Raw genomic sequence first — 21,679 nt, forward strand, 5'->3', positions numbered from 1 at the left:
CACACATGTCTATCTATATCAATAAAGACACCAAAGTCATTACCCAAGGCATCACGGGCAAGACCGGCCAGTTCCACACTGAAAAGTGCCAGGAATACGCGAACGGCAAGAACTGCTTCGTCGCGGGCGTGAACCCCAAGAAGGCTGGCGAAAAGATTTTCGACATCCCAATCTACGGTTCGGTCAAGGACGCTGCCAAGGACACCGGTGCCACCGTGTCCGTGATCTATGTGCCACCCGCAGGCGCTGCTGCAGCCATCTGGGAAGCAGTGGAAGCCGATCTGGACCTGGCCATCTGCATCACCGAAGGCATCCCAGTGCGCGACATGCTGGAAGTGCGCAACAAGATGAAGGCCAAGGAAGCGGCTGGCGGCAAGAAGACCTTGCTGCTGGGCCCTAACTGCCCAGGTCTGATCACCCCCGGCGAAATCAAGATCGGCATCATGCCCGGTCACATCCACAAGCCAGGCCGCATTGGTGTGGTGAGCCGTTCCGGCACCCTGACCTATGAAGCCGTGGCACAGCTGACCGAACTGGGCATTGGCCAGTCGTCGGCCGTCGGTATCGGTGGTGACCCCATCAACGGTCTGAAGCACATCGATGTGATGCGCGCCTTCAACGACGATCCTGACACCGATGCCGTGATCATGATCGGCGAAATCGGCGGCCCGGACGAAGCGGAAGCCGCTCTCTGGTGCAAGGCCAACATGAAGAAGCCTGTCGTGGGCTTCATCGCTGGTGTGACGGCTCCTCCCGGCAAGCGCATGGGCCACGCCGGTGCGCTGATCTCCGGCGGCGCCGACACGGCAGATGCCAAGCTGGCCATCATGGAAGAGTGCGGTTTCACCATCACCCGCAACCCATCCGAAATGGGCCGCCTGCTGCAAGCGCTGCTGAAGTAAGCAAAATTACGCATGCCAGGGGCGGCATGCCCCGCTAAACTGCGTACTCCACTAAAAAGAAGACGCCAGATCGTACAGGTCTGGCGTCTTTATTCATAACTACGGAGCAACTATGGATTACGTCAATCATCCCGACTTTTGGATCGGGCTGGTGAAGATCATCTGGATCAACATCATTCTCTCGGGCGACAACGCCGTTGTCATTGCGCTCGCAGCGCGCTCCCTGCCCCCTGAACAACAAAGAAAAGCCATCATGTTCGGCTCCGGCGCCGCCGTGGTACTGCGCATCTTGCTGACCGTGGTGGCTGCCAAGCTGCTGGAGCTGTCCTTCCTGCAAATCGTGGGCGGCTGCCTGCTGCTGTGGATTGGCCTGCAGTTGCTGACCAGCCATGACGAAGAAGAAGGCGCGGGCAAGGGCACTGGGACGATGATGGCCGCCATCCGCACCATCCTGATCGCCGACCTGGTGATGAGCCTGGATAACGTGATCGCCGTGGCCGCTGCCGCTGGCGGCAATATGCTGCTGCTGATTCTGGGCCTGGCCATCTCGATCCCGCTGGTGGTCTTTGGCTCCACCTTGATGATCAAGCTGATGGAACGCTTTCCGGTCATCATCATCCTGGGTGCCGGCCTGATCGGCTGGGTAGGTGGCGAGACCATCATGAACGACAGGCTGCTGCACGGCTTGGTGGAAGCCAACCCTGCGCTGCACTACCTGGCGGCTGCCGCGGGCGCAGCGCTGGTCGTAGGCCTGGGCCTGTGGTTGCAAAAACGCAATACAGCGTCGGCACATTGATAGAGATTGGCTTTATCGCCGCAGCAAAAGCGCCTTCGGGCGCTTTTTGCATTTTTCGGATCATGAGTGGAGCATCGCTGACCCAGGCACATGCTTGCAGCAAGCTGTTGTTTTAGCTCAAAAATACTATGTATATGGAAAAACAAGGGTTAACCCCTAACCAAAGTCCGGGAGCACACCACACATCGTGATCGTTTGTTAACAGCGTATCAAAACTACCATTTATGTAGTCTATTTGCCTATAATCCAGGCGAGGTTTATCAATATGCCAAGACTCATAGTTTCGTTAGATGGTGTGGTGGTGCAGGACTACGTGCTGACAGAGTCCCGGGCCACCCTTGGGCGCCGTTCCACCAACGACATCGTGCTGACCGACATGGCGGTCAGCGGCGAGCATGTCGCGTTCACCTATGAGAAGAAGATTGGCATTGTCGTCGTTGAAGACCTGGGCAGCACCAACGGCACCCGCGTCAACGGCCTGAAAGTGCGCCGCCAGGTGCTGCAAAGCGGCGACCTGCTGGATATCGGCAAGTGCCGCATCCGCTTTCTGATGAACTCCCTCGTGCCTGAGAGCCACTATATGCATGCCAGCGAAGCCGGCAGCCTCACCGCCAAGGCATCCCACATTCTGTACGGTGAGGAAGATACCCCCACCGTCCCCGCAGACTTCCCCCTCGTTGAAGAGCAGCCCTACACCCCCAGCGCCTATCTGCGCGCCGTCAGCGGCGCCAACGAAGACATCCTGCTGTCCAAAGTTGTCACCACCGTCGGCCGCCCTGGCATCGCCGTCGCTGCGCTGACCAAGCGCGGCAAGGGCTACATCGCCACCAAGGTGGATGGGTCTGCGGATGTGGTGCTGAACGGCCAAGCGCTGAATGGGGTGGGGCTGTCGATGCACAAGGGAGATCGGATTGAGCTCGCGGGGATGGCTTATGAGTTTTGGGGGTAGAGGTTAGGGCAGCGCTTGACCTCAGCGATGCAGAGACGGCGGCACCTTGGGGTGCCGTTTCCTCTTGTGCATGCTGTTTGTCGGCTCACAATGTTCGATACGGATGGGGTGACAAAAATGGCAGAAATCTCGGCAGAGTGACATTTATGAACGTCTTCCACAATAAGTTAACAAAACGCCGCAATTTTGTCAGCGCAGGCCGCGTCCTGCAGGCGCTCAGAAGTTGGCACAGCACTTGCTGTCTACACCACACGCCAAGTCAGTTCGACAAGGCTACCTAATCACTGGTTACATAGAGAGGATTCAACATGCTGCGTACTATGCAAAAGGGTTTCACCCTGATCGAACTGATGATCGTTGTGGCGATTATCGGTATTCTGGCTGCTATCGCTCTGCCTGCTTACCAAGACTACACGGCTCGTTCGCAGATGTCGGAAGCCATGACCCTGGCCAGCGGTGCAAAGGGAGCGGTCACGGAAACCTTCTCCAACAACGGCGTTTGGCCATCGAGCAACGTCTCTGCTGGCTTGGCTGCTGCTGCTGATATCAAAGGTAAGTATGTTGACAACGTGAATGCTGCTGGTGGTCATATCATTGCAACGATGAAGTCTAGCGGCGTTGCTGCTGGTATCTCCGGCGCTACTCTGACTCTGAGCCCTATCACTCACTCTGGCTCGATCGAGTGGAAGTGCAAGAAGGACGGCTCCAAGGATGCCAAGTTCTATCCAGCTTCTTGCCGTGGCTAATAGCTAATTTAGCTAGCATCAACTACCCGCTTTATGCGGGTAGTTTCATTTTGGGAAGGTGTTAATGTATAAGCTGATTTGCTGGAAGCCTGCTCTCGTCTTGGCTGTGTTGTTTGTAGTGTGCCTAGGCGTGTATTGGCCGGGACTGGCAGGTGGATTTATTTTTGATGACTTTCCTAACTTGTCTCCCTTGGGAGCTTTTGGTGGGGTGAAGGATTTTGAAACCTTCAAGAGTTTTGTGTTGGATGGTTTTGCCGGTCCACTGGGTAGACCTATTTCTCTCGCGAGCTTCGTACTGGATGGAACCAATTGGCCGACGGATCCGTATCCATTCAAGCGAACCAATCTTCTGATCCATCTATTTTCGGGGTTCGCCCTTTTTTGCGCCAGTCTCAATCTGTTGAAATTCTATGGCGCAAAATCTAAAGCTGCGATTTGGGTTGCAGTCTTGAATACCGCCTTCTGGCTACTGCACCCTTATATGGTTTCGTCCACGCTGTATGTAGTGCAGCGCATGGCTCAACTGGCTGCATTGTTTGTTTTTGCTGGTTTGGCGGGGTATTTGCAGGGGCGGTTGCTTCTTGGTCGCAAACCGCTGGCAGCTTATATGTGGATGTCAGGCTCGGTGGGACTAGGTACTTTGTTGGCAGCATTTAGCAAGGAAAATGGCATTCTATTGCCTCTTTTTGTCCTAGTCATTGAGTTCTGTCGACCGAAGCAAGCATTGGTTGATGGGCAGGCGCCAGTGTCTTCTGTGAAGCCAGATTGGCGCTGGCGTGCTATTTTTGTTTGGCTGCCTATTGCTGCCATCTTTTGGCAATTGGCTAAAGAGGTTAACTTTTCTCCAAATGTTTGGCCTACGCGTCCATTCAGTCAGGTACAACGTTTGTTGACCGAGCCCCGAATTATTTGGGAATACTTATATCACCTCTATATACCAAGGATCGAAGGACGCGGACTCTTTCAGGATGCTTTCACGATATCAAAAGATATATTTAGTCCTTGGATCACATTGCCAAGTATTTTGGGTGTAATTGGCCTTCTGATATTTGGATTCTGGGCGAAAAATAGAGGTTTGTTGGGCGCCTATACGGCATTAGCGATTTTCTTTTTCTTTAGTGCGCATTTGGTTGAATCCACTGTTGTTGGTTTGGAACTTTACTTCGAACACCGTAATTATGCAGCTGCTGCTTTTTTGTTTCTTCCAATTGCCGTCGGCATTGTATATATCATAGAGAGGCGTAGTCAATTTATTGGTGTGAGCACTGCTTCATTTTTGATTTTGATGTTATGCGGCTTGACTTGGCAAAGAAGCATGCTCTGGGCGGACACGGAAGGTCTGCAGACCTATTGGGCTGTGTCGTCACCTAACTCCGCAAGAGCGCAGAATCATCTGGCAGGCCAATTGATAAATCAAGGTCGGGGTGAGGAGGCTGCTGAGTTCTTGCAAAAAGCTAGTGCCAGATTGCCTGATAGTTCCTTGCTAACCATGCAATTTTTTATCACCAAAATCCAACTGGGAACTGTGACGGACGCAGATTTCAGTCATGCCTTTGAATCGTTGCCCAAACAGCAATTTGATGCACAAGCATTGGTCGGCTTGCGCAAGCTGGTTGAGATGCTCACCGCGCAGCAAGGTGAGGAGCATCACAAAGAACAAGCTCTGGCTTTGCTTGACGAGATGCGAACATTGCCTCAGTACAAGAATATCTCTGTATTCCAGCGCATGGAGCCATACTTACGTGGTCTTTTGCTGTTGAGCCTTGGACAGCCTAATGAGGCATCGGCGCAGATGAGCCAAGTGATGAAGGTGTACAGAGAGACAGATGCTGCGTTGTCCGTGGTTGCGGATGTGGCGCGTGCAGGCTACTATCAAAGCGCACTAGATCTACTAGCGCAGGCGAAAGAAGTTTTCGCCCAGCAACCCGACAAAACCCTCAAACGCTCCCGTTCCGTTTACGATCAAGAATTTGTTCGCATGGAAGGCTTGCTGCGCGAGGGGATCGGTAAAGAAAAAAGTGTTGAATAATAGAATGAAGGTGGGAATGAAAATCAGTATTGTGCTTCCGGCCAAGAATGAAGAGCAAGCGGTAGGCCAAACCATTCAGCGTATTATTAATTTATTTCCGAATGCGGAAGTCATTGTCGTCAATGATGGGTCCACTGATCAGACTGCTGCCGCTGCCGAGGCCGCAGGAGCAAAAATTGTGCACCACCCCTACAGTAAAGGCAACGGTGCGGCAATTAAGAGTGGTGCTAGAGCTGCAAGCGGTGAATGTATTGTATTTATGGATGCTGACGGGCAACATGATCCGGCAGATATCCCACGTTTGCTTAAAAAAATAGCGGAGGGAAACGATATGGTGGTGGGGGCGCGTCAAAAGGGTTCCCAAGCGAGTATAGGGCGAGGATTAGCAAATGGGCTTTATAACCGTTTGGCCAGTTGGATGACAGGTCATAAAGTTGAAGACTTGACTTCCGGGTTTCGCGCTGCCCGAGCTGAGAAATTCCGTGAATATTTATACTTGCTGCCAAACGGATTTTCCTACCCTACTACCAGCACAATGGCATTTTTTCGTGCTGGGTACTCTGTGGCTTATGTCCCAATTCATGCTGCTAAAAGAATCGGGCAAAGCCATGTGAAAATTCTGAAAGACGGTACCAGGTTTTTGTTGATTATTTTCAAAATCGGAACATTATTTTCTCCTTTAAAAATATTCGCACCAATTGCACTGTCTTTATTTTTATTGGCCTCTGGATGGTATGGTTGGACTTGGTATCATTCAGCGCGTTTTACCAATATGAGTGCGTTGCTCTACACTGGCTCGGTAGTGGTTTTTCTGATGGGCCTGATTTCGGAGCAAATTACGGCATTGATGTACCAAGGTCGTAAGTGATAGTGATGCCAGACGGTAAAAAGCCCGTCGTACTGATATTAGCTTCGACTTTCCCCCGATGGCAGGGTGATCCAGAACCAGGTTTTATTCTGGAGCTTGCCAAGCGCTTATGTAGTAGCTGGCATGTGGTGGTGGTATGCCCGCATGCTGCGGGGGCAAAAGAAAGCGACGTGATAGAAGGTGTAGAGGTTATTCGCTATCGCTATGCGCCAGAGCGCTGGGAAACCTTGGTGAACAACGGCGGCATTGTTACGAATCTGCGTAACAGCAAATGGAAATACCTGCTGGTTCCAAGCTTCGTCTGGTGTCAGGCTTGGAGCGCTTGGCGCACAACTCGTCGCCTTCATGTGGATGTAGTCCATGCGCACTGGCTCATTCCCCAAGGTTTATTGGCTGCATTGCTGAAGGTGACGAGCGGTAGAAAGGTACCGTATGTCGTCACTTCGCATGGAGCGGATCTGTTTGCGTTGCAAGGAGGCTTGCTGAACGGGCTGAAGAAAATGGTGCTTCAACAGTCCCACTCGGCAACCGTGGTGAGCTCGGCCATGCTCGACCGCGTGGTTCAGATGGGCATCTCTCCAAAAAAGCTGGATGTGATCCCTATGGGCGTGGACATGGTGGATCGCTTTGTGCCTGCGGTAAATAGTCAGCGGAGCGCTTCCGAACTCTTATTCGTTGGAAGATTGGTTGAGAAAAAAGGCCTGAGCCATCTGCTGGATGCAATGCCGGAGTTAATCAAAGCAAAACCGGATACGACTTTATCCATTGCTGGGTTCGGCCCAGATGAGGTGCGGCTCAAAGCCCAGGTTTCTGCGCTAGGCTTAAACAACAAGGTGCATTTTCTTGGTGCGTTACCTCAAGACGCATTGCCCCAGCTTTACCAACGTGCGGCATTGTTTGTTGCCCCCTTTGTGCAGGCTACATCCGGAGACCAAGAAGGGCTACCAGTTGCGCTGATGGAGGCCATTGGTTGCGGGTGCCCTGCCATCGCTGGCAATGTCGCTGGCTTGGCTGATATATTTGGCAGTTACGCTCACCAATGTGTTGTGGATCCCAGGGATACGGCAGCGCTGGTAGCTGCAATTCTGGCGGCACTCTACCACCCTGAGGCGGCGCAGCTCCAAGCAAACCAGATGCGAGCATATCTGATCGACCACCTCAATTGGGATGCTGTGGCTGCACGGTATTCTGCGGTATTGAAAAATGCGACTGCTTCGCAACTCGCCGGAGGTACCTCTGCTTAAGACCGGACCTGCAGGATTAAGGGGCTTGACGCAGATGGTCCATCCCTGATTGCGTGTTTCGACCCTGCGGAGCAGGGAGGTGCTGCTCCATGTCTTTGATCAACTCGGTCCAATCCTGGATCGGTAGCTGAGGGCGGTTTCCCAGGGTAAGCTGCACCAATACTGCCCGCGCCAGGTCTTCTGCATTGCCCGGCTTGAAGAGCAAGTCTGGATAACTGGAAAACAGGCCTCCAGTGGCTCCGACATTGGATGCCACCACCGGCAGCTCGCAAGCCAGCATCTCATAGGCTTTTTGCGGAAAGCAGTGCCTGCCAAAGGGGGTATCCAGGACAGAAATAACACCGACATCCAGCGCATTGAACAAAGTCGCAACCTGCGCATGTGAGAGCATTCCGAGGTAGTGGACGCGGTCTCCTTGCGGTGGTGGAAGTTGAGCCTCAGTCGGTCCGGCGAGGACCAGATGCACGTCTGGTCGCTTCGCGGCAATGTGTGGCCAAGCCTCAAATAGGGGTTCAATGCCTTTTTCTCGGTAGAGTCCTCCAGCCGTTCCTATTAGCTTGGCGTCCTCTGGTAGACCCAAGGCTTCTCTGCATGCTTTCTTGCTTTGCGCATGAAAAACGGCCAAGTCCACGCTGCTGGGCATCGCAAGAACCATCCCCTTTGGCTTGCAATCTGTTAGAACATGCTGGCGTAGCACTTCGCTCGTGGCCGTCACCAAATCCGCCTGCCGTATGCCCCAGCGTAATGCCTGCACAAATCCTGGAATGCGAGCCTGAACAAACCCTTCGAAGTTGTCGTAGAGGTCTGCAACGTAGGGGCATTGGAGCTTGCGCGCTAGCCAGGCCCCCAGGGCTATATGCGGAATATCTGACGCCGCAATGATGATATCTGGCTTGAATGCGCGTAGCGAGTCCAACACCTGCTTTGCATAATTGACTCGTATTAACAGCCCTTTACCGCGCAAAGCCTGTGAGCGCCAATGCAATTCCCCTGGCTTGGCCTCATGGGCCCACTCGCCGTCCTCTCTGCCTTGATAGTCCCAACAGAGCCCTAGCACTTGGTGTCCAAGAAGGGCCAGCTGTCGGGGTATTTCATACAAGCGGGCATACCGGTCAAGAACCACATCCTTGCTCATATAGCGGCGTTTACATAGGAAGGCGATGCGCATAGATGATTTTCAAGAAGAGGGACGGAGGCGCTCGATCAGTTTTTTTGCAGCCGATAACGCTGCGCCTACCACTTGGTCCATGTTGTAGTAGCGATACTCAGCGAGACGACCGACAAAAGTCACTCCCGCTTCTTTCTCTGCCAGTTCTCGATACCGCTTGAAAAGTGCTTCATTGGTATCGCTAGGAATAGGATAGTAGGGATCACCTTCGGCTTCGGGATACTCCCGCACAATGGACGTTCCCGTGTGCTCTTGGCCCGTCAGGTGCTTGAACTCCGTGATGCGCGTGTAGGCATGGTCATTTGGGTAATTTACAGTGCCTACCTGTTGGAATTGCTGCACATCAGCCAGGTGCTCGTGCTTAAAGCGTAAGGAACGATAGGGCAGTGGGCCATAGCAGTGCTTGAAGTACGCATCAATAGGCCCGGTATAGACAATGTGATCGTAGAGCTCCAGGTCTGTCAACTCCGAAAAATCAACACCCAACTTAACCTGAATGTTGGGATGGTTGAGCATTCGCTCAAACATCTTGGTATAGCCCTCTGCAGGCATGACCTGGTATGTATCCGTGAAATAGCGGTCATCGGTGTTGGTGCGAACAGGGATACGCGCCGCTACACCTGCCTTGAGCTCTGAGGGATCCATGCCCCATTGCTTACGGGTGTAGTTGAGAAAGAATTTTTCGTACAGGTCACGCCCTACGCTGTTGAGCACTACATCCTCACTCGTTTGAACGGGGTCACGAGGTTCGCGATGCTTTTCGAAGAACTCTGCAGCGCCAGTCTCGTCCAAATCCAGCCCATACAGCTGGTTCAGTGTGTCTCGATTGATCGGGAACGGGTACTCTTTTCCGTCGACAACCCCTCGCACGCGATGCTCGTAGGGGCGCCATTCGGTAAAGCGCGACAGATACTGCCACACACGTTCGCTGTTGGTGTGGAAGATGTGCGGGCCGTAGCGATGCACCAGCACTCCGTGGGCGTTCAGTTCATCGAAGGCATTGCCGGCGATATGCGGGCGCTTGTCGATGATGTGGACGCGGTGGCCGGCGTTGGCCAGCTCGCGGGCGATGGTACTGCCGGCGAAGCCGGCGCCCGTGATGAGGACGGTAGAAAAAGTCATATGTTTATCCATCAACCAATGCGCCAGAATGTGTGGCGCTTCCCTTTGATACCTAGAAAACCGTCGATGAACCCCGCAAAGAAAGCATGGGCTTGGGCCAGTTTGTGAGGCTCTTTCAACAATGCGGCAAACAGGCGCACGAAGGAGCCAGGAATGGTTTGAGTAAATAGCCTAACTCCGTAATGCGTGCGCGCAATAAGAAGGCGGTTACGGGTGTCGTAGTAGCGCTTCCACGGCGGCAATGCGAGGCATGTCAAGGTTCGGCCCAGAATCTCGACTTTGTAGGGCCGAGACTTAGGGTGCTTGATCCGGCTCTTGCCAGCGATGATGATGTCCGCTCCCGCTTTCTGCGCTCGCACGCAATATTCCACGTCATCGGCGGCGATGAAGTAGTCCGTATCGGGCAGGCCGATGCGTTCTACCAGCTTGCGATGGATCAGGAAACCCAGGAAGGGCAGGGACTGCACAGTTGCCCGAGCGGGGACGTCTTCTGCCTTTTCCACCTCGCCCAAAGGAGGGGAGAGCACCGTGGTCAGCCAGGAAGTGTCCGCTCCGTTCACCGCCAGGGAGCCGTAGACTTGCATGGGGTCATTCGCCACCTGCATCAACTCCTCCAGCGCCGTGGGGTGTGGCTCGGCATCGTCGTCCATCATCCAGACCCACTCAGCGCCTTTGTCTATGGCGTACTTCAAGCCTGCTGCAAAGCCGCCTGCGCCGCCGGTGTTCTCGGGCAATGCCAGCAGCTCAACGCTGGAACGCCCCAGCCAGCCTTCGCTTGCCAGCATGTCGCGTGTTCCATCGGTGGAGGCGTTGTCCACGATCAGCAATTGGCTTCCTTGATGCGTCTGTACTGCGTGTGCAGCCAACGCCTGCCGCAGCAACGGCTTGCGGTTGAAGGTCACGACGACCGTTGAAATGATATGGTTCATGGGAAAGACATTCTTGTTACAGCGTGCGCCTATAGTCGCGCCCAAACAGAGCGCCTCGTGCCAGGCTCAGACTCAGTGAGACCAACCGTTTGGGCAGCAGCAGCCACATCAGCGCGCGAGGATCGAGAGCGTGGAGGACAGGATACCGATAGACCGGGGCATCAGGGCGTGCTTCAGTATCTAGCCGCATGGCTTGGGTGGCAATGTTGGTCCAGTACCTTGGGCGGAAAGGAAAAGCACGGTGCGACACGGCCCACAGCGCCTCGGCAACGACAGTCGCGAGCTCATCGCTCCAGCGTCCCTGTGCTTGGAGTATTAAACATGCATCAAGCAACTCCTTCGCGGTGACCTCGTGCACGACCCCTGACGGCTTGTCCAGCGACTGACGATGCCCGGCATGCTGATACCACGCGCCGACACTGGCATCCATGCGTTTCCATCGTCGCGGCGCAGCGGTTGCGTAGCGAATCAGCCAGACAATGTCTTCGGATTGCCTTACACCTACCGGCCAGCGCAAATTTCCGATCGAATTGCGCCTATAGACATGTGTGAAAGGAAGCTGCAGCCGCTTTCTGGACAATGCGGCGATTTCGGGGGAATCGGTTTCGGGCTGCGGCAACTCGCCCAGCGATTTATCATGCTGATCCGTCAACGTCGCGCCAGCTGAACAAAAATCCAAGTCTTGCAGAAGCATGTGTGCGTACTGGGCGCTGGCCGCCTCCGGAAAAAGGTAGTCGTCATCATCCAGGAAGCGGACCAATTCACCGCGCGCCAGCTTGATGCCAAGGTTCCGAGCAACGTTCTGGTCTGGCGTTGGGGAATATTCAAAGCGCACGCGCGGGTCGGCGGCATATTCATTGCGGACCGTTGGCCAGGAATCATCTGCGCCATTGGGCACCACAATGACTTCTGTGGCCAAGGCGTGTTTGCCATACAAACAGCTATTGATGGCGCGCTTCAACAGCGTAGGCCTGCCCACAGTTGGGATGATGACGCTAACAGCTATTGGATGCTCGACGGCGGTTACCATTGCTGCGCCAATCCTGACTTGATCGCCCTTTCTCGCCGTCGGATGCGGATGAATCTATGTGGAGTCATGAGCCACTCCAGAACGATAGGGTTTAATTGATTAAATGGAAATTTGCTGTACAAATGATCTGCTGGTTTGCTGTTGGGGGCAATATCATGCACCTGATGGATGATGCTGGTCCAATATATAGGGGCCAAAGGGAAGGCATTGTGAATGCATTGCCAAATGCCTTCTGCAGCCGCAAGGCGCCGTTCTTCTGTCAGTGCTCCGCGAGACTCCAATCCGGCTACGGTGTTTAGCAGGATTTCGACGGGTATCTCATTATGACCTTGGTGCCCCGTTATTTTTGTTGAAATCCTCTCGGAGTCATGCTGAACCCAGGCTCCTGTTTGAAGATCGCATCGGTGCAGTGAGAGATCGAAATCTCTGGCAAGAGAAAGAGCCCATGCCGTGTCCTGTCCGACTCCTCGCGAAATATCCCATCGCTGATTGGTGATTTTATCGCGCCGATATAGCATGGCGCAGTTATGCGTAATGCGCGAAGGCCTTAGCATTGACGCGACATAATCTGTGCTGACTGCAGAGTGCCATTGGCGGAATATCTCGCCCTTTGCATCCACCAAATCTATGCCTCCTTGTGAGGCATCGAAATTTGCTTGATCGAGTTCCAGGCACTGCGTGCGGGCGTTCGGAAACAGGTAATCGTCATCGTCAAGAAAGCGTACATATTTCCCGCTGCTGATGGTCAGACCATGATTCCTGGCGGCGTTTGCATGCGCTTCCTCGATTGGTTGCCAATGCACCCTAGGCTCATGCGCATACGCTTGGGTGATCGTTTTCCATGACTCATCCTTACCATTGGGAACCACAATCACCTCCACATCGCCATCTGGCGCGGCCTGTAAGGCGCTGTCGATGGCGCACGGCAGGAACTGCGGGCGCTTGTGGGTGGGAATGACAACGGATAGAAGCGGCGTTGATGAATGCATTGGTTTAACGTTTTTTCTTGAGCCTGACGCTAGGTAGTACATGCAGAAAACTCTTGACAGATTTCCAGAGAAAGATCCGAGTTCCTGCCAAGAAGAAGATACTGCCTAGAGCAATTATCGAAAGCAAATGACTGACAGCGGACGACTGCGTTGGGGTTGCAAACCATGATGCGCAAGCGAATGCTGCTATAGAGATGGCCGCAGGAGGGACAATGGCGGCAAGTGCGCTGCCTAGCCTGCCATCCAAAGATTTCATGACTGTAGCCAGCACCGGGAACAGCCAAATCACATTTGCCAAACAGTAGCTGGCAGCGATGCCTTCTATGCCCCAGGGGATGCCGACGATGAAAGACGCCGTCAGAAACGGCGCACCCACAAGCCCCAGCGTTCGCAAAGTGCTCGACTTGCCGCGGGAAAGCAAGACGGAACCACTTGTACTGACTACCGATTGCAGAAAGCCGACCGGCGCAAGCCACTGGATCACATCCGACGAGCGTGCCCATGCGCTTCCGAGCAGCAATTCGATCAGCGGCTCTCTCGTGGCCCATATGGCGGCCATCAAAGGTGCGGTGATTAAAGCGATTCCTCGCAAGGTGGACACATAATGCGCAGCTAGCGTAGTGACTTCATCCTGATTGCGGCTGTAGGCAGGCAACAATGCTCTATTGACAGCAAAGGTGAAGTTCTGTAATGGGAAAAGAAGGATGCGATAGGCAATGTTGTACAGCCCCAGGTCTTGTTGGCTGAATATGCGCCCGATGATGATGGTATCGGAGTTCCTGTGAATGTAATTGACGATGTTGAAGAGAAATAGGTTGCCGCTGAATGGAATCAGTTCACGGAGCCCGTTCATGGAGGGCCTGCCAGGTCGCCATCGGCTGGCTCGCCACAGCATGATGGCTTGAGCCGATGCCGTGGCAAGCGACTGGAAAACGAGGGCGAAGACACCTGCGCCTTTGACGGCAAGTGAGATGGCGACAGCGAGGCCGAAGACCGACGAGATCGTGGTATACAGCGTCAACTCACGAAACTTGGACTCCCTCTCCAGAAGAGCTGCGTGGGCGGCGACTAGGGTGGTCAGCGGAAACGACGCGGACAGCGCCAAAAGCACAGGTGCTGCGCGCTCGTTTCCCAGCCATTCGGCAAGAGCTGGGGAGGTTGCCGCAAGTAAGCCTGCAAGCAGGAACCCGATTGCCACGTTGAACCAGAAGACAGCGTTTATATGGCGGTTCTCCAGATCTCGGCGCTGTATCAGCGCCGACGCTGTTCCCATGTCCGTGAAGAGTTGCAAAAAAGCCGTGACGACGCTGGCGAGCGCAAGCAAGCCAAATTCTGCAGGTGCGATCAGCCGTGCCAGGGTGGCGATGCCGATGAACTGCACAGCGATCTGCACCGCCCGCCCTGTCAGGAGCCATCGAAGCGATGATCCGATTGTTACTTCAGCCATGATGCAGGGTCGGATCCAAAGCTAGCCACCAGCAGCCAGCCGACGCAGGAAACGAAGGCTCTTGGCTGTCCATCTCCGAGAAGCCTGCTTTGCATAGGGCAATGTCAAACCGGGCGAAAACAACTCCTGTGTGGAGATGCACAGTGCTTGCTTGCCGGCGAGTCTCGCAATCTCCGCTGCCTGTCCTCGTTCACTTTCGATGAATAGCCCCATGTCGTCGTGCTGGGCATAGATGCGGGCCTTGAAGGGCGCATGCGCACGGGCTTTTCGCCGCGCTTGGGCATCCGGCAAGTCCAGCATATCCAAGGCGCCATACTCGACGTTGTGTCGTGCCAGCCAGCGCTCGGTCTGGGTGCGGTATTTCTCGAGCCGACTCGTTACGATTCGCCCCACCCTGTATGTTGGAACGAGCAAGGGGGCGGCATTGTCGAGAAAACCAAGGTAATTGGGGCCGTCGTCGTTTTCCTCAGCAGTCGGATCCACGCACATGACGCCGTCCAAATCCACGCAGCAGTTGGCTAGGTAGTCGCGGTGCATTAGGTTCCACTCGAACAACCTCGGCAATGGGACGACTTCCATATACACGTCAATGCCGGGGCAGTCAGGGCCGATGAATACGGCGCATGTTGTGATCCGGCCCGTATAGCCCAATGAACGGATGGATTCGAGCGCTTCGCGCATAGAGGCGCCGCTAACGGCGCTGTCGTCAACCAGCAGGATATGCGCTGCATCGCGCGGGTTGGTGATGCAGGCTTGACGTGCCCGCCGGGTGCTGCCAGTCAGCAGCGGCGTGTTGCTGAGAAATGCGTCGAGCCCAGTGCACTTCAGGTTGGCATGTAGGGCAATCAAGCTCGCGGCGAGCATACCGCTGCGCGGAATTCCGACGACGAGATCGGCGTCTGTTGGAACAATGTACAAACCGGCCCGGATGGCGCGCGCCATGTCGCTGGCAGAGCGATAGTTCACGGCTTGACTCCACGCATGCCTAGGTTAATCCAGCCGTGGTCGTAGCCACGAACCTCAGACGTTGTCATGATTTCCAGATTGACTAGACCAGACTGTGCAAGGAGCTTCTTGAGGCGCCGTTCAGAGAGTAAAGACAAATGCCAGTTTGGATGATCCTTCTTTCCTGTGCCATCGCCATATGAGTAGATGCGACCATTGGCCCATGTACAAGCATCGTGGTCATCATTGAACTTGTACCAGCCATCCTGCTGGATTAGACCCTGCTCCCCTTCCTCGGCTAGCACAAAAGTGCGAGCAATTTTCAAACCGTCAGGAATCCATATCTCCAGTTTTCCTCCTGACTTCAGGGCTCTCACCCAATGGTTGAGCGTTGCTTGCGTTTGATACCAAGGAACGTGCTCCAAGACATGACTAGCATATATGAGATCAAAAGTCTCTGACTGGAAAGGAAGGTGCCTTGAGGCATCCCAAACGTAGTCCACCTCCACTCCCGCCACGACGTTGAGAGACTCGAACCCCTCCAGTCGTTTTGGCCCAGGGCCGATCTCCAGCATCCTGTGGCTTTTCCCCTTGTTTTTGCGGATATTCCATGGGGTCAGGAAGTGACGATGAAAAAGCGAAAAGGCAGGGAGAGCCAATGGATAGATAGGGCGGAGTAACCGCTTGACTTCTTCACGCATAAGAGCCTTTTCTTATAGCCACTGCTTGGCGATGGTTGTATGGCTTGTAGTGTTCATAATCCTTGATGTGTATGTTTGGCTTGATGACGCGTTTTGCAGGTATGCGGTTAAAACGTTTTTTGCTCATACTCCATACCCCATACCCCATACCCCTGAGGGTTGGCCGATTGCCAGCGCCAAGTATCGGCGCACATTTGGTGCAGGCTGCGCTGGGCGCGCCAGTGCAGCAGGGCTTGGGCGCGGCTAAGGTCGCCGGGGCGGCGGGCGGTGATTTGGTACGGTATGGGGTGGCCGCAGGCGGCTTCAAAGGCGCGCACAACTTCCAGCACCGAAAGGCCTTGGCCGGTGCCCAGGTTCAGCGTCAGCAGTTCGCCTGCGTTGTGCTGGGCCAGGTAATGCAGAGTGGCGGCATGGCCTTCGGCCAAGTCCATTACGTGTAGGTAGTCGCGTACGCCGGTGCCGTCGGGCGTGGGGTAGTCGTCGCCAAATATTTGCAACATGGGTCGTGCGCCGCAGGCAACTTGGCTGATATAGGGCATGAGGTTATTGGGCGTGTCGCGCGGGTTTTCGCCTATCAAGCAGCTTTCGTGTGCGCCCACGGGGTTGAAGTAGCGCAGCCGGGCAATACGCCATTGTGGCTGGGCAGCATACAAGTCGGCTAAGTAGCGCTCTACCATGTATTTGCTAGCGGTGTAGGGGCTGAATGTGTTGTCGGTGGGGGCCTCTTCAGTTAATGGCAGATTGCCCGGGGTAGGGGCACCATAGACGGTAGCGGCGGATGAGAACACCAGCGTATATACGCCAGCGCGCTGCTTGCCCTCAACAAGGCTGAACGTGCCACCAACGTTGGTGGCGTAGTAACGCATGGGTTGCACCACCGACTCGCGTACGGCCTTAAGGCTGGCAAAGTGGATGACGGTATCAATTTTTTTGTGCCAAGTTCTGTCGCAAATGCCTTGCTCAGCGCGATAGGGTCACGTACGTCACCAGCAATCAGGCGTATGCTGCGGCCCGCGATATGCTCAAAGCGGTGTAGTGCTTTAGGCGAGTTGTTGCAAAAGTTGTCGAGAACGCTAACTTGAATGCCGCTTTGCAGCAGGTGCAGACAGGTGTGCGAGCCAATATAGCCTGCGGCACCAGTCACGAGAATGTGTTGCATGGACTTGCATTCTGTGTCCATTACGCTGTCACCACATTCTTGCCTGCTGTAATTCGCCCGCGCGTATCAACGATCAGTCGCCCATGCGCTTGCAGCAGCGCGTAGTCGAAGTTGTCGTGATCGGTGGCTAGCACGATGCAGTCGAAGCTGGCAACGCTGGCGGCATCCAGCGCCAGCGATAGCAGGTCAAACACGTAGTCGCGCTTTTGCGGGAAGACGGGTACATGCGGGTCGCTGTAGGCGATGCGCGCGCCTTTGGCTTGCAGCAGATCCATGATTTCGATGGCGGGTGATTCGCGCGTGTCGTCGATGTTTTTTTTGTAGGCTAAACCCAGCACTAGGATGCGGCTGCCCTTTACGGCCTTGCCGTGGTCGTTGAGGGCGTCGGCTACTTTGCCGACGACCCAGTGCGGCATGTGGTGGTTGATCTCGCCGGCAAGCTCAATAAACCGTGTATTGACTCCATACTCTCTGGCCTTCCAGGTCAGATAGAACGGATCGATAGGGATGCAGTGACCGCCTAAACCTGGACCTGGCTTGTAAGGCACAAAACCGAAAGGCTTGGTGGCGGCTGCATCGATTACTTCGTGGATATTGATGCCCATCTTGTCAGCCACAATCTTCATCTCGTTGACCAAGCCAATGTTCACACTGCGATGGATGTTCTCGAGCAACTTGGTCATTTCTGCTGCCTTGGTGCTGCTGACCGGGACCATGGTCTGGATGGCCAGCTCATACAAGGCTTGGCCCAGTTTCAGGCAGGACGCGGTCATACCGCCAATGACCTTTGGTATATCTTTGGTCCCATAGTGGGGGTTGCCAGGGTCTTCGCGCTCTGGGGAAAACACCAGGGCGCAGTTGCGGCCGGGGACCAGGCCACGGGTTTGCAAGCGGGGTGCAAGTATCTCTTCTGTGGTTCCTGGCCAGGTGGTGCTCTCCAGGCTCATCAACTGGCCTTCCTGCATATAAGGAAGCGCCGCTTCTACCGTATTGACGATGAAGCTCAAGTCAGGCTCACGCTGGGCGTTCAGCGGTGTGGGGACGCAGATGATCAACGCATCCAGTTCCTGGGTTCGGCTGAAATCGGCCGTGGCCTCAAAGCCCTGTGACTGGGCGGCCTGCACCAGCGCTGGTGTCAAGCGCTCAATGTAGCTTTGGCCTTGGTTGAGCAATTGCACCTTGTTCAGATCAATGTCAAAGCCGATCACTTTGATGCCTACTTCGGCAAAGCGCAGGGCCAGCGGCAGCCCTACATAGCCAAGGCCAAAAATACCAACAGTGGCCTGGCCTGAGGCAATGCGCTGCCCCAGCCGCGTCAATGGATTGGTGGTGTTATCGATGGTGGTCATGGTGAGATAGCGAAAAATTACGGTGAGCAGCGGCTATGTGTCGTAGCCCTGGGGGTTGTGTGTTTGCCAGTGCCAGCTGTCGTGGCACATCTGCGAAAGACTGCGTGTTGCTTGCCAATTCAGGAGCTGGTTGGCAAGTGTGGCGTCAGCGCACAGCACTGGCACATCGCCTGGGCGGCGGGCAACAACTTGGAATGGAATGGGGCGACCGCAGGCAGCACTGAAGGTATTGATCACATCCAACACTGAGGCACCTTGGCCGGTGCCAAGGTTCAAGGTGAGCAGCGTACCTTGCGGTTGTTTGCCCAAATATTCAAGGGTAGCGCCGTGCCCCTCTGCCAGGTCCATGACATGGATATAGTCGCGTACGCCAGTGCCATCTGGGGTGGCGTAGTCGTTGCCATAGACCGAGACTTTCTCGCGCATGCCCAAGGCGACCTGGCTGATATAGGGAACGAGGTTGTTGGGGATGCCACGCGGATTCTCGCCAATCCGTCCGCTGTGATGCGCACCAACAGGGTTGAAATAGCGCAAGCACGCTATGCGCCAATGGGGTTGCGCCAGCTGCAGATCTGCCAGGCAGCGTTCAACCATCCATTTGCTGGTGGCATAGGGGCTGAGCGTGAAGCCGCAAGGCGCGGTCTCGCGCAATGGAAGATCCTCGGAGGAAGGATCGCCATACACGGTGGCCGTGGATGAAAAAATCAAGGTGCTGACTGAGGCGCGATCCATGGCCTGTATCACGGACAGCGAGCCGGCGACGTTGTTGTCGTAGTAGCGGGTGGGCTCTGCGACCGATTCGCCAACCGCCTTGAGTCCTGCGAAATGGATTACAGCATCAATGGCCTGGCCGCGTTGGAAAACCTGGTCGAGCAGTGCTGCGTCGCGGACATCGCCTTGCACAGCATGCAGGCTGCGTCCGCTGAGCGCCTGCACCCGGTTCAGCGCCTCGGGCGAGCTGTTGCAAAAGTTGTCGATGACGGTGACATCCATTCCGCTTTGCAGCAGATGCAAACAAGTATGCGAGCCAATGTAGCCCGCTCCTCCAGTCACAAGCACATGCATGAGGTGCCCTCTCTTTGTTCATTCTTATCGTCCGCACATTTTCAGGATGCGCGGCGTAGTTTTGAAAACGAGAACAAAATATGAAGCATAGCCTGAATTGCTGCATATCGAATGATGTGAAATGTTAATTATTTTCGATGCAAGATATGGAATATATCGTATGAATGGGTTGCTATTTCTGCACGATGCCTGCCTCCAGCGAGGTGGCGGATTGGCTCTTTATTTTCTCAGTCAGTTGGTATAGAAATACAAAGGCCAGAATAAAAACCAATGCAAGAATGGGTGTGTTATATCTGGCGATAGGGAAACCTACACTGTGAATGCCGATGAAATAGATGAATACAAATGCCAAGAGTACGCTTGTAGCATTGATGACATTGGATTGCTTGCAGAATTTGAGTAATAAATAAAGACTGGCCAAGATAGCCAATGCTACCCATATCCAGTGTGTATGCCGCATCAACACATAACTGAAGATGAAGAATTTAGAGCTGAGGTAGGGGCTCTGCAAAGCAGGGTATATGAAGAAGCCTTGGTCCGCAGAGGCATCTGACCAAGACAAAAACTCAACGGGTTTGCCCAGCAAGTACCACTGCAGGTACTGTGCGGGTTGATCCACAACACGCTCCCAAATGCCAGACAAGGCACTGCTGACCGATGATGAAAGTTCCTGAATCTTGGGGTCGAACCGGTAGGGATAGCCCAAAGTCGCCGGATCGGCGTTGTACATCATGCCTGGGTAATGGCCATGTACCAGCGTATTGATGGTGAGTGTCGGGTCAGAGGTGATGCCCAGGGTGATGAGATTTCTTAGCATCCAGAGGGCACTGGGCAAGATGAATGCGCATGCGATGGCCGCATAGTGCTGCCACTGCAGTTGCCGCCTAGAAGCCAGCGCCACATACAGCAAGAGCACTGGTAGAAAGTACTGCGTAGTGGGTCTGACCAGGGTGGCGATGCCAAATAAGAAGCCGGCAACAATCAAGGTGCTGCTGCTGCGGTCTTCACTTTTATAGCGGGTGCAAACGTAGACGGCGAGTAATAAGAGAAAGCCGAAAAGGCTTTCAGACAATATATAGGTTTCTACGTTAACTAGCTGGGGTGATATGGCTGTCAGAAAGGTGGGTGCAAGCGACCAGGCCCCTGGAAGGATTTTGCGTGCAATGCCAAACACCAAGAACAGCGAAAGTATTCCTAAAGCGGCCTGAGCCAGGTTTATCTGAAGAATTCCTTTGAGCGAGGGAGATTTTTCAACAAATGCCAGAAGAAATAGCGGGTAGCCTGGTGAGCGCACGGCGTCGGCAGAAGGCGTGTATTCCGGATTGTTGGACCGTGTCCAGAACTCATGGGAATACACACCATTAAAGCGCAGGTTGTATGCGTAGCTGTAGTACTGACCTGCGTCGGCCCTCAAGGGGGCATCAACCACGGAGTTTGTCGCCGTATGGATTCTGAGAAATGCGCCAAGCAGCACGATCAGCACCAGGCAAAAGTTAACAGCCGACTTTCTGTTTTGCAGCATTCGAAATTCAGTGGTGGAAGGGGTGAGGTGTCCAAGCACTTGCACCGTGCTGGTTGTGGAAGCGATCGACGATGAACAGTGATGATGAGCTGTCTGCCGTTACGCAATATATGTGCCCGACTTGCCCCCTTGCTTCTCCAGCAACCGAACACCACCGATGACCATCGCTTTGTCCACCGCCTTGCACATGTCATAAATCGTCAGCAGCGCGATCTGTGTCGCGGTGAGCGCTTCCATCTCGACGCCGGTCGGGCCTACGGTCTCGGTGCGGGTGTGGCAGCGGACGGCCTGCTGCGCTACAACTATCTCGAACTCCACTGACACTTTCGTCAACGCAATCGGGTGGCACAGCGGTATCAGCTCACTGGTCTTCTTCGCCGCCATGATGCCGGCAATGCGTGCAATACCCAGCACATCGCCTTTTTTCGCGGTGCCGGCGGCAATGATGTCCAAGGTGGTCGGCTGCATCGTGATGACACCCTCCGCGATCGCGATGCGATGGGTGTTAGGCTTGGCGCCTACATCGACCATATGGGCCTGGCCCTGGGCGTCGAAATGGGTGAGTTCAGTCATGGTGCTTTCCGTGTTCAATACGTCACAAGCGGCAATACAGGGTGCAACTTGTGCAGTGGTGCTTCATCATACGTGTTGGGGTGAAGGCTTGATGGCAAGGAGCTGCTCTGGCCACCCTCTGGCTTGATTCAGTGCCGCACGGAATT

Annotated in this window: 19 protein-coding genes and 1 pseudogene; 7 read left to right on the top strand and 13 right to left on the bottom strand. The window is 54.5% G+C overall.

Features of this window, described 5'->3' with window-relative positions; all coding sequences use genetic code 11:
- Positions 1 to 5 precede the first annotated feature (5 nt).
- The 7 genes from sucD (at position 6) to HS961_RS03730 (ending at position 7,534) form a co-directional block, all read left to right on the top strand.
- Entirely contained in the window at positions 6 to 902 is an 897-nt protein-coding gene (gene sucD, locus HS961_RS03700; protein WP_182326433.1) for a succinate--CoA ligase subunit alpha, read from the top strand.
- Between the two features lie 112 nt (positions 903 to 1,014).
- On the top strand, positions 1,015 to 1,698 hold the full coding sequence (locus HS961_RS03705) for a TerC family protein (protein WP_182326434.1): 684 nt from the start codon (positions 1,015 to 1,017) through the stop codon (positions 1,696 to 1,698).
- A 265-nt stretch (positions 1,699 to 1,963) separates the two neighbouring features.
- Entirely contained in the window at positions 1,964 to 2,647 is a 684-nt protein-coding gene (locus HS961_RS03710; RefSeq protein WP_182326435.1) for an FHA domain-containing protein, read from the top strand.
- Positions 2,648 to 2,955: 308 nt separating this feature from the next.
- Complete coding sequence (locus HS961_RS03715; RefSeq protein WP_182326436.1) at positions 2,956 to 3,393, top strand: pilin; 438 nt, start codon at positions 2,956 to 2,958, stop codon at positions 3,391 to 3,393.
- Positions 3,394 to 3,457: 64 nt separating this feature from the next.
- Positions 3,458 to 5,422: a tetratricopeptide repeat protein gene (locus tag HS961_RS03720; RefSeq protein WP_182326437.1), complete on the top strand. Its 1,965-nt coding sequence runs from the start codon at positions 3,458 to 3,460 to the stop codon at positions 5,420 to 5,422.
- A gap of 16 nt (positions 5,423 to 5,438) precedes the next feature.
- Positions 5,439 to 6,290, top strand: coding sequence for a glycosyltransferase family 2 protein (locus tag HS961_RS03725; protein ID WP_182326438.1), 852 nt, complete (start codon positions 5,439 to 5,441; stop codon positions 6,288 to 6,290).
- Positions 6,291 to 6,295: 5 nt separating this feature from the next.
- Positions 6,296 to 7,534, top strand: a complete 1,239-nt coding sequence (locus tag HS961_RS03730; protein ID WP_182326439.1) for a glycosyltransferase family 4 protein — start codon at positions 6,296 to 6,298, stop codon at positions 7,532 to 7,534.
- A gap of 16 nt (positions 7,535 to 7,550) precedes the next feature.
- Here the strand turns inward: HS961_RS03730 and HS961_RS03735 are convergent, their stop codons facing one another.
- From HS961_RS03735 to moaC, 13 genes and pseudogenes are all read right to left on the bottom strand, one after another.
- A complete protein-coding gene (locus HS961_RS03735; RefSeq protein WP_182326440.1) occupies positions 7,551 to 8,702 on the bottom strand; it encodes a glycosyltransferase family 4 protein in 1,152 nt (383 codons plus the stop codon).
- Between the two features lie 9 nt (positions 8,703 to 8,711).
- A complete protein-coding gene (glf, locus tag HS961_RS03740; RefSeq protein WP_182326441.1) occupies positions 8,712 to 9,824 on the bottom strand; it encodes a UDP-galactopyranose mutase in 1,113 nt (370 codons plus the stop codon).
- Positions 9,825 to 9,835: 11 nt separating this feature from the next.
- Positions 9,836 to 10,753, bottom strand: a complete 918-nt coding sequence (locus HS961_RS03745) for a glycosyltransferase (RefSeq protein ID WP_182326442.1) — start codon at positions 10,751 to 10,753, stop codon at positions 9,836 to 9,838.
- A 16-nt stretch (positions 10,754 to 10,769) separates the two neighbouring features.
- Positions 10,770 to 11,783 (bottom strand): glycosyltransferase family 2 protein, encoded by a 1,014-nt coding sequence (locus HS961_RS03750; protein WP_182326443.1) that lies wholly within the window; start codon positions 11,781 to 11,783, stop codon positions 10,770 to 10,772.
- Complete coding sequence (locus HS961_RS03755; protein ID WP_182326444.1) at positions 11,777 to 12,814, bottom strand: glycosyltransferase family 2 protein; 1,038 nt, start codon at positions 12,812 to 12,814, stop codon at positions 11,777 to 11,779. Before HS961_RS03755 ends, HS961_RS03750 begins: the two co-directional genes overlap by 7 nt.
- Complete coding sequence (locus tag HS961_RS03760; RefSeq protein ID WP_182326445.1) at positions 12,777 to 14,219, bottom strand: lipopolysaccharide biosynthesis protein; 1,443 nt, start codon at positions 14,217 to 14,219, stop codon at positions 12,777 to 12,779. Before HS961_RS03760 ends, HS961_RS03755 begins: the two co-directional genes overlap by 38 nt.
- A gap of 21 nt (positions 14,220 to 14,240) precedes the next feature.
- A complete protein-coding gene (locus tag HS961_RS03765) occupies positions 14,241 to 15,185 on the bottom strand; it encodes a phosphoribosyltransferase family protein (RefSeq protein WP_182326446.1) in 945 nt (314 codons plus the stop codon).
- Positions 15,182 to 15,865, bottom strand: coding sequence for a class I SAM-dependent methyltransferase (locus HS961_RS03770; protein WP_182326447.1), 684 nt, complete (start codon positions 15,863 to 15,865; stop codon positions 15,182 to 15,184). The genes HS961_RS03765 and HS961_RS03770 overlap by 4 nt, the downstream gene beginning before the upstream one ends.
- A 107-nt stretch (positions 15,866 to 15,972) precedes the next feature.
- A pseudogene (gene galE, locus HS961_RS03775) lies at positions 15,973 to 17,024 on the bottom strand (UDP-glucose 4-epimerase GalE).
- A gap of 20 nt (positions 17,025 to 17,044) precedes the next feature.
- Positions 17,045 to 18,373, bottom strand: coding sequence for a nucleotide sugar dehydrogenase (locus tag HS961_RS03780; RefSeq protein ID WP_182326448.1), 1,329 nt, complete (start codon positions 18,371 to 18,373; stop codon positions 17,045 to 17,047).
- Positions 18,374 to 18,406: 33 nt separating this feature from the next.
- A complete protein-coding gene (gene galE, locus HS961_RS03785) occupies positions 18,407 to 19,438 on the bottom strand; it encodes a UDP-glucose 4-epimerase GalE (RefSeq protein ID WP_182326449.1) in 1,032 nt (343 codons plus the stop codon).
- A gap of 172 nt (positions 19,439 to 19,610) precedes the next feature.
- Positions 19,611 to 21,005, bottom strand: a complete 1,395-nt coding sequence (locus tag HS961_RS03790) for a glycosyltransferase family 39 protein (RefSeq protein ID WP_182326450.1) — start codon at positions 21,003 to 21,005, stop codon at positions 19,611 to 19,613.
- Positions 21,006 to 21,059: 54 nt separating this feature from the next.
- On the bottom strand, positions 21,060 to 21,533 hold the full coding sequence (gene moaC, locus HS961_RS03795; RefSeq protein WP_182326451.1) for a cyclic pyranopterin monophosphate synthase MoaC: 474 nt from the start codon (positions 21,531 to 21,533) through the stop codon (positions 21,060 to 21,062).
- Positions 21,534 to 21,679 lie beyond the last annotated feature (146 nt).

The organism is Comamonas piscis (assembly GCF_014109725.1).
Lineage (GTDB): Bacteria > Pseudomonadota > Gammaproteobacteria > Burkholderiales > Burkholderiaceae_C > Comamonas > Comamonas piscis.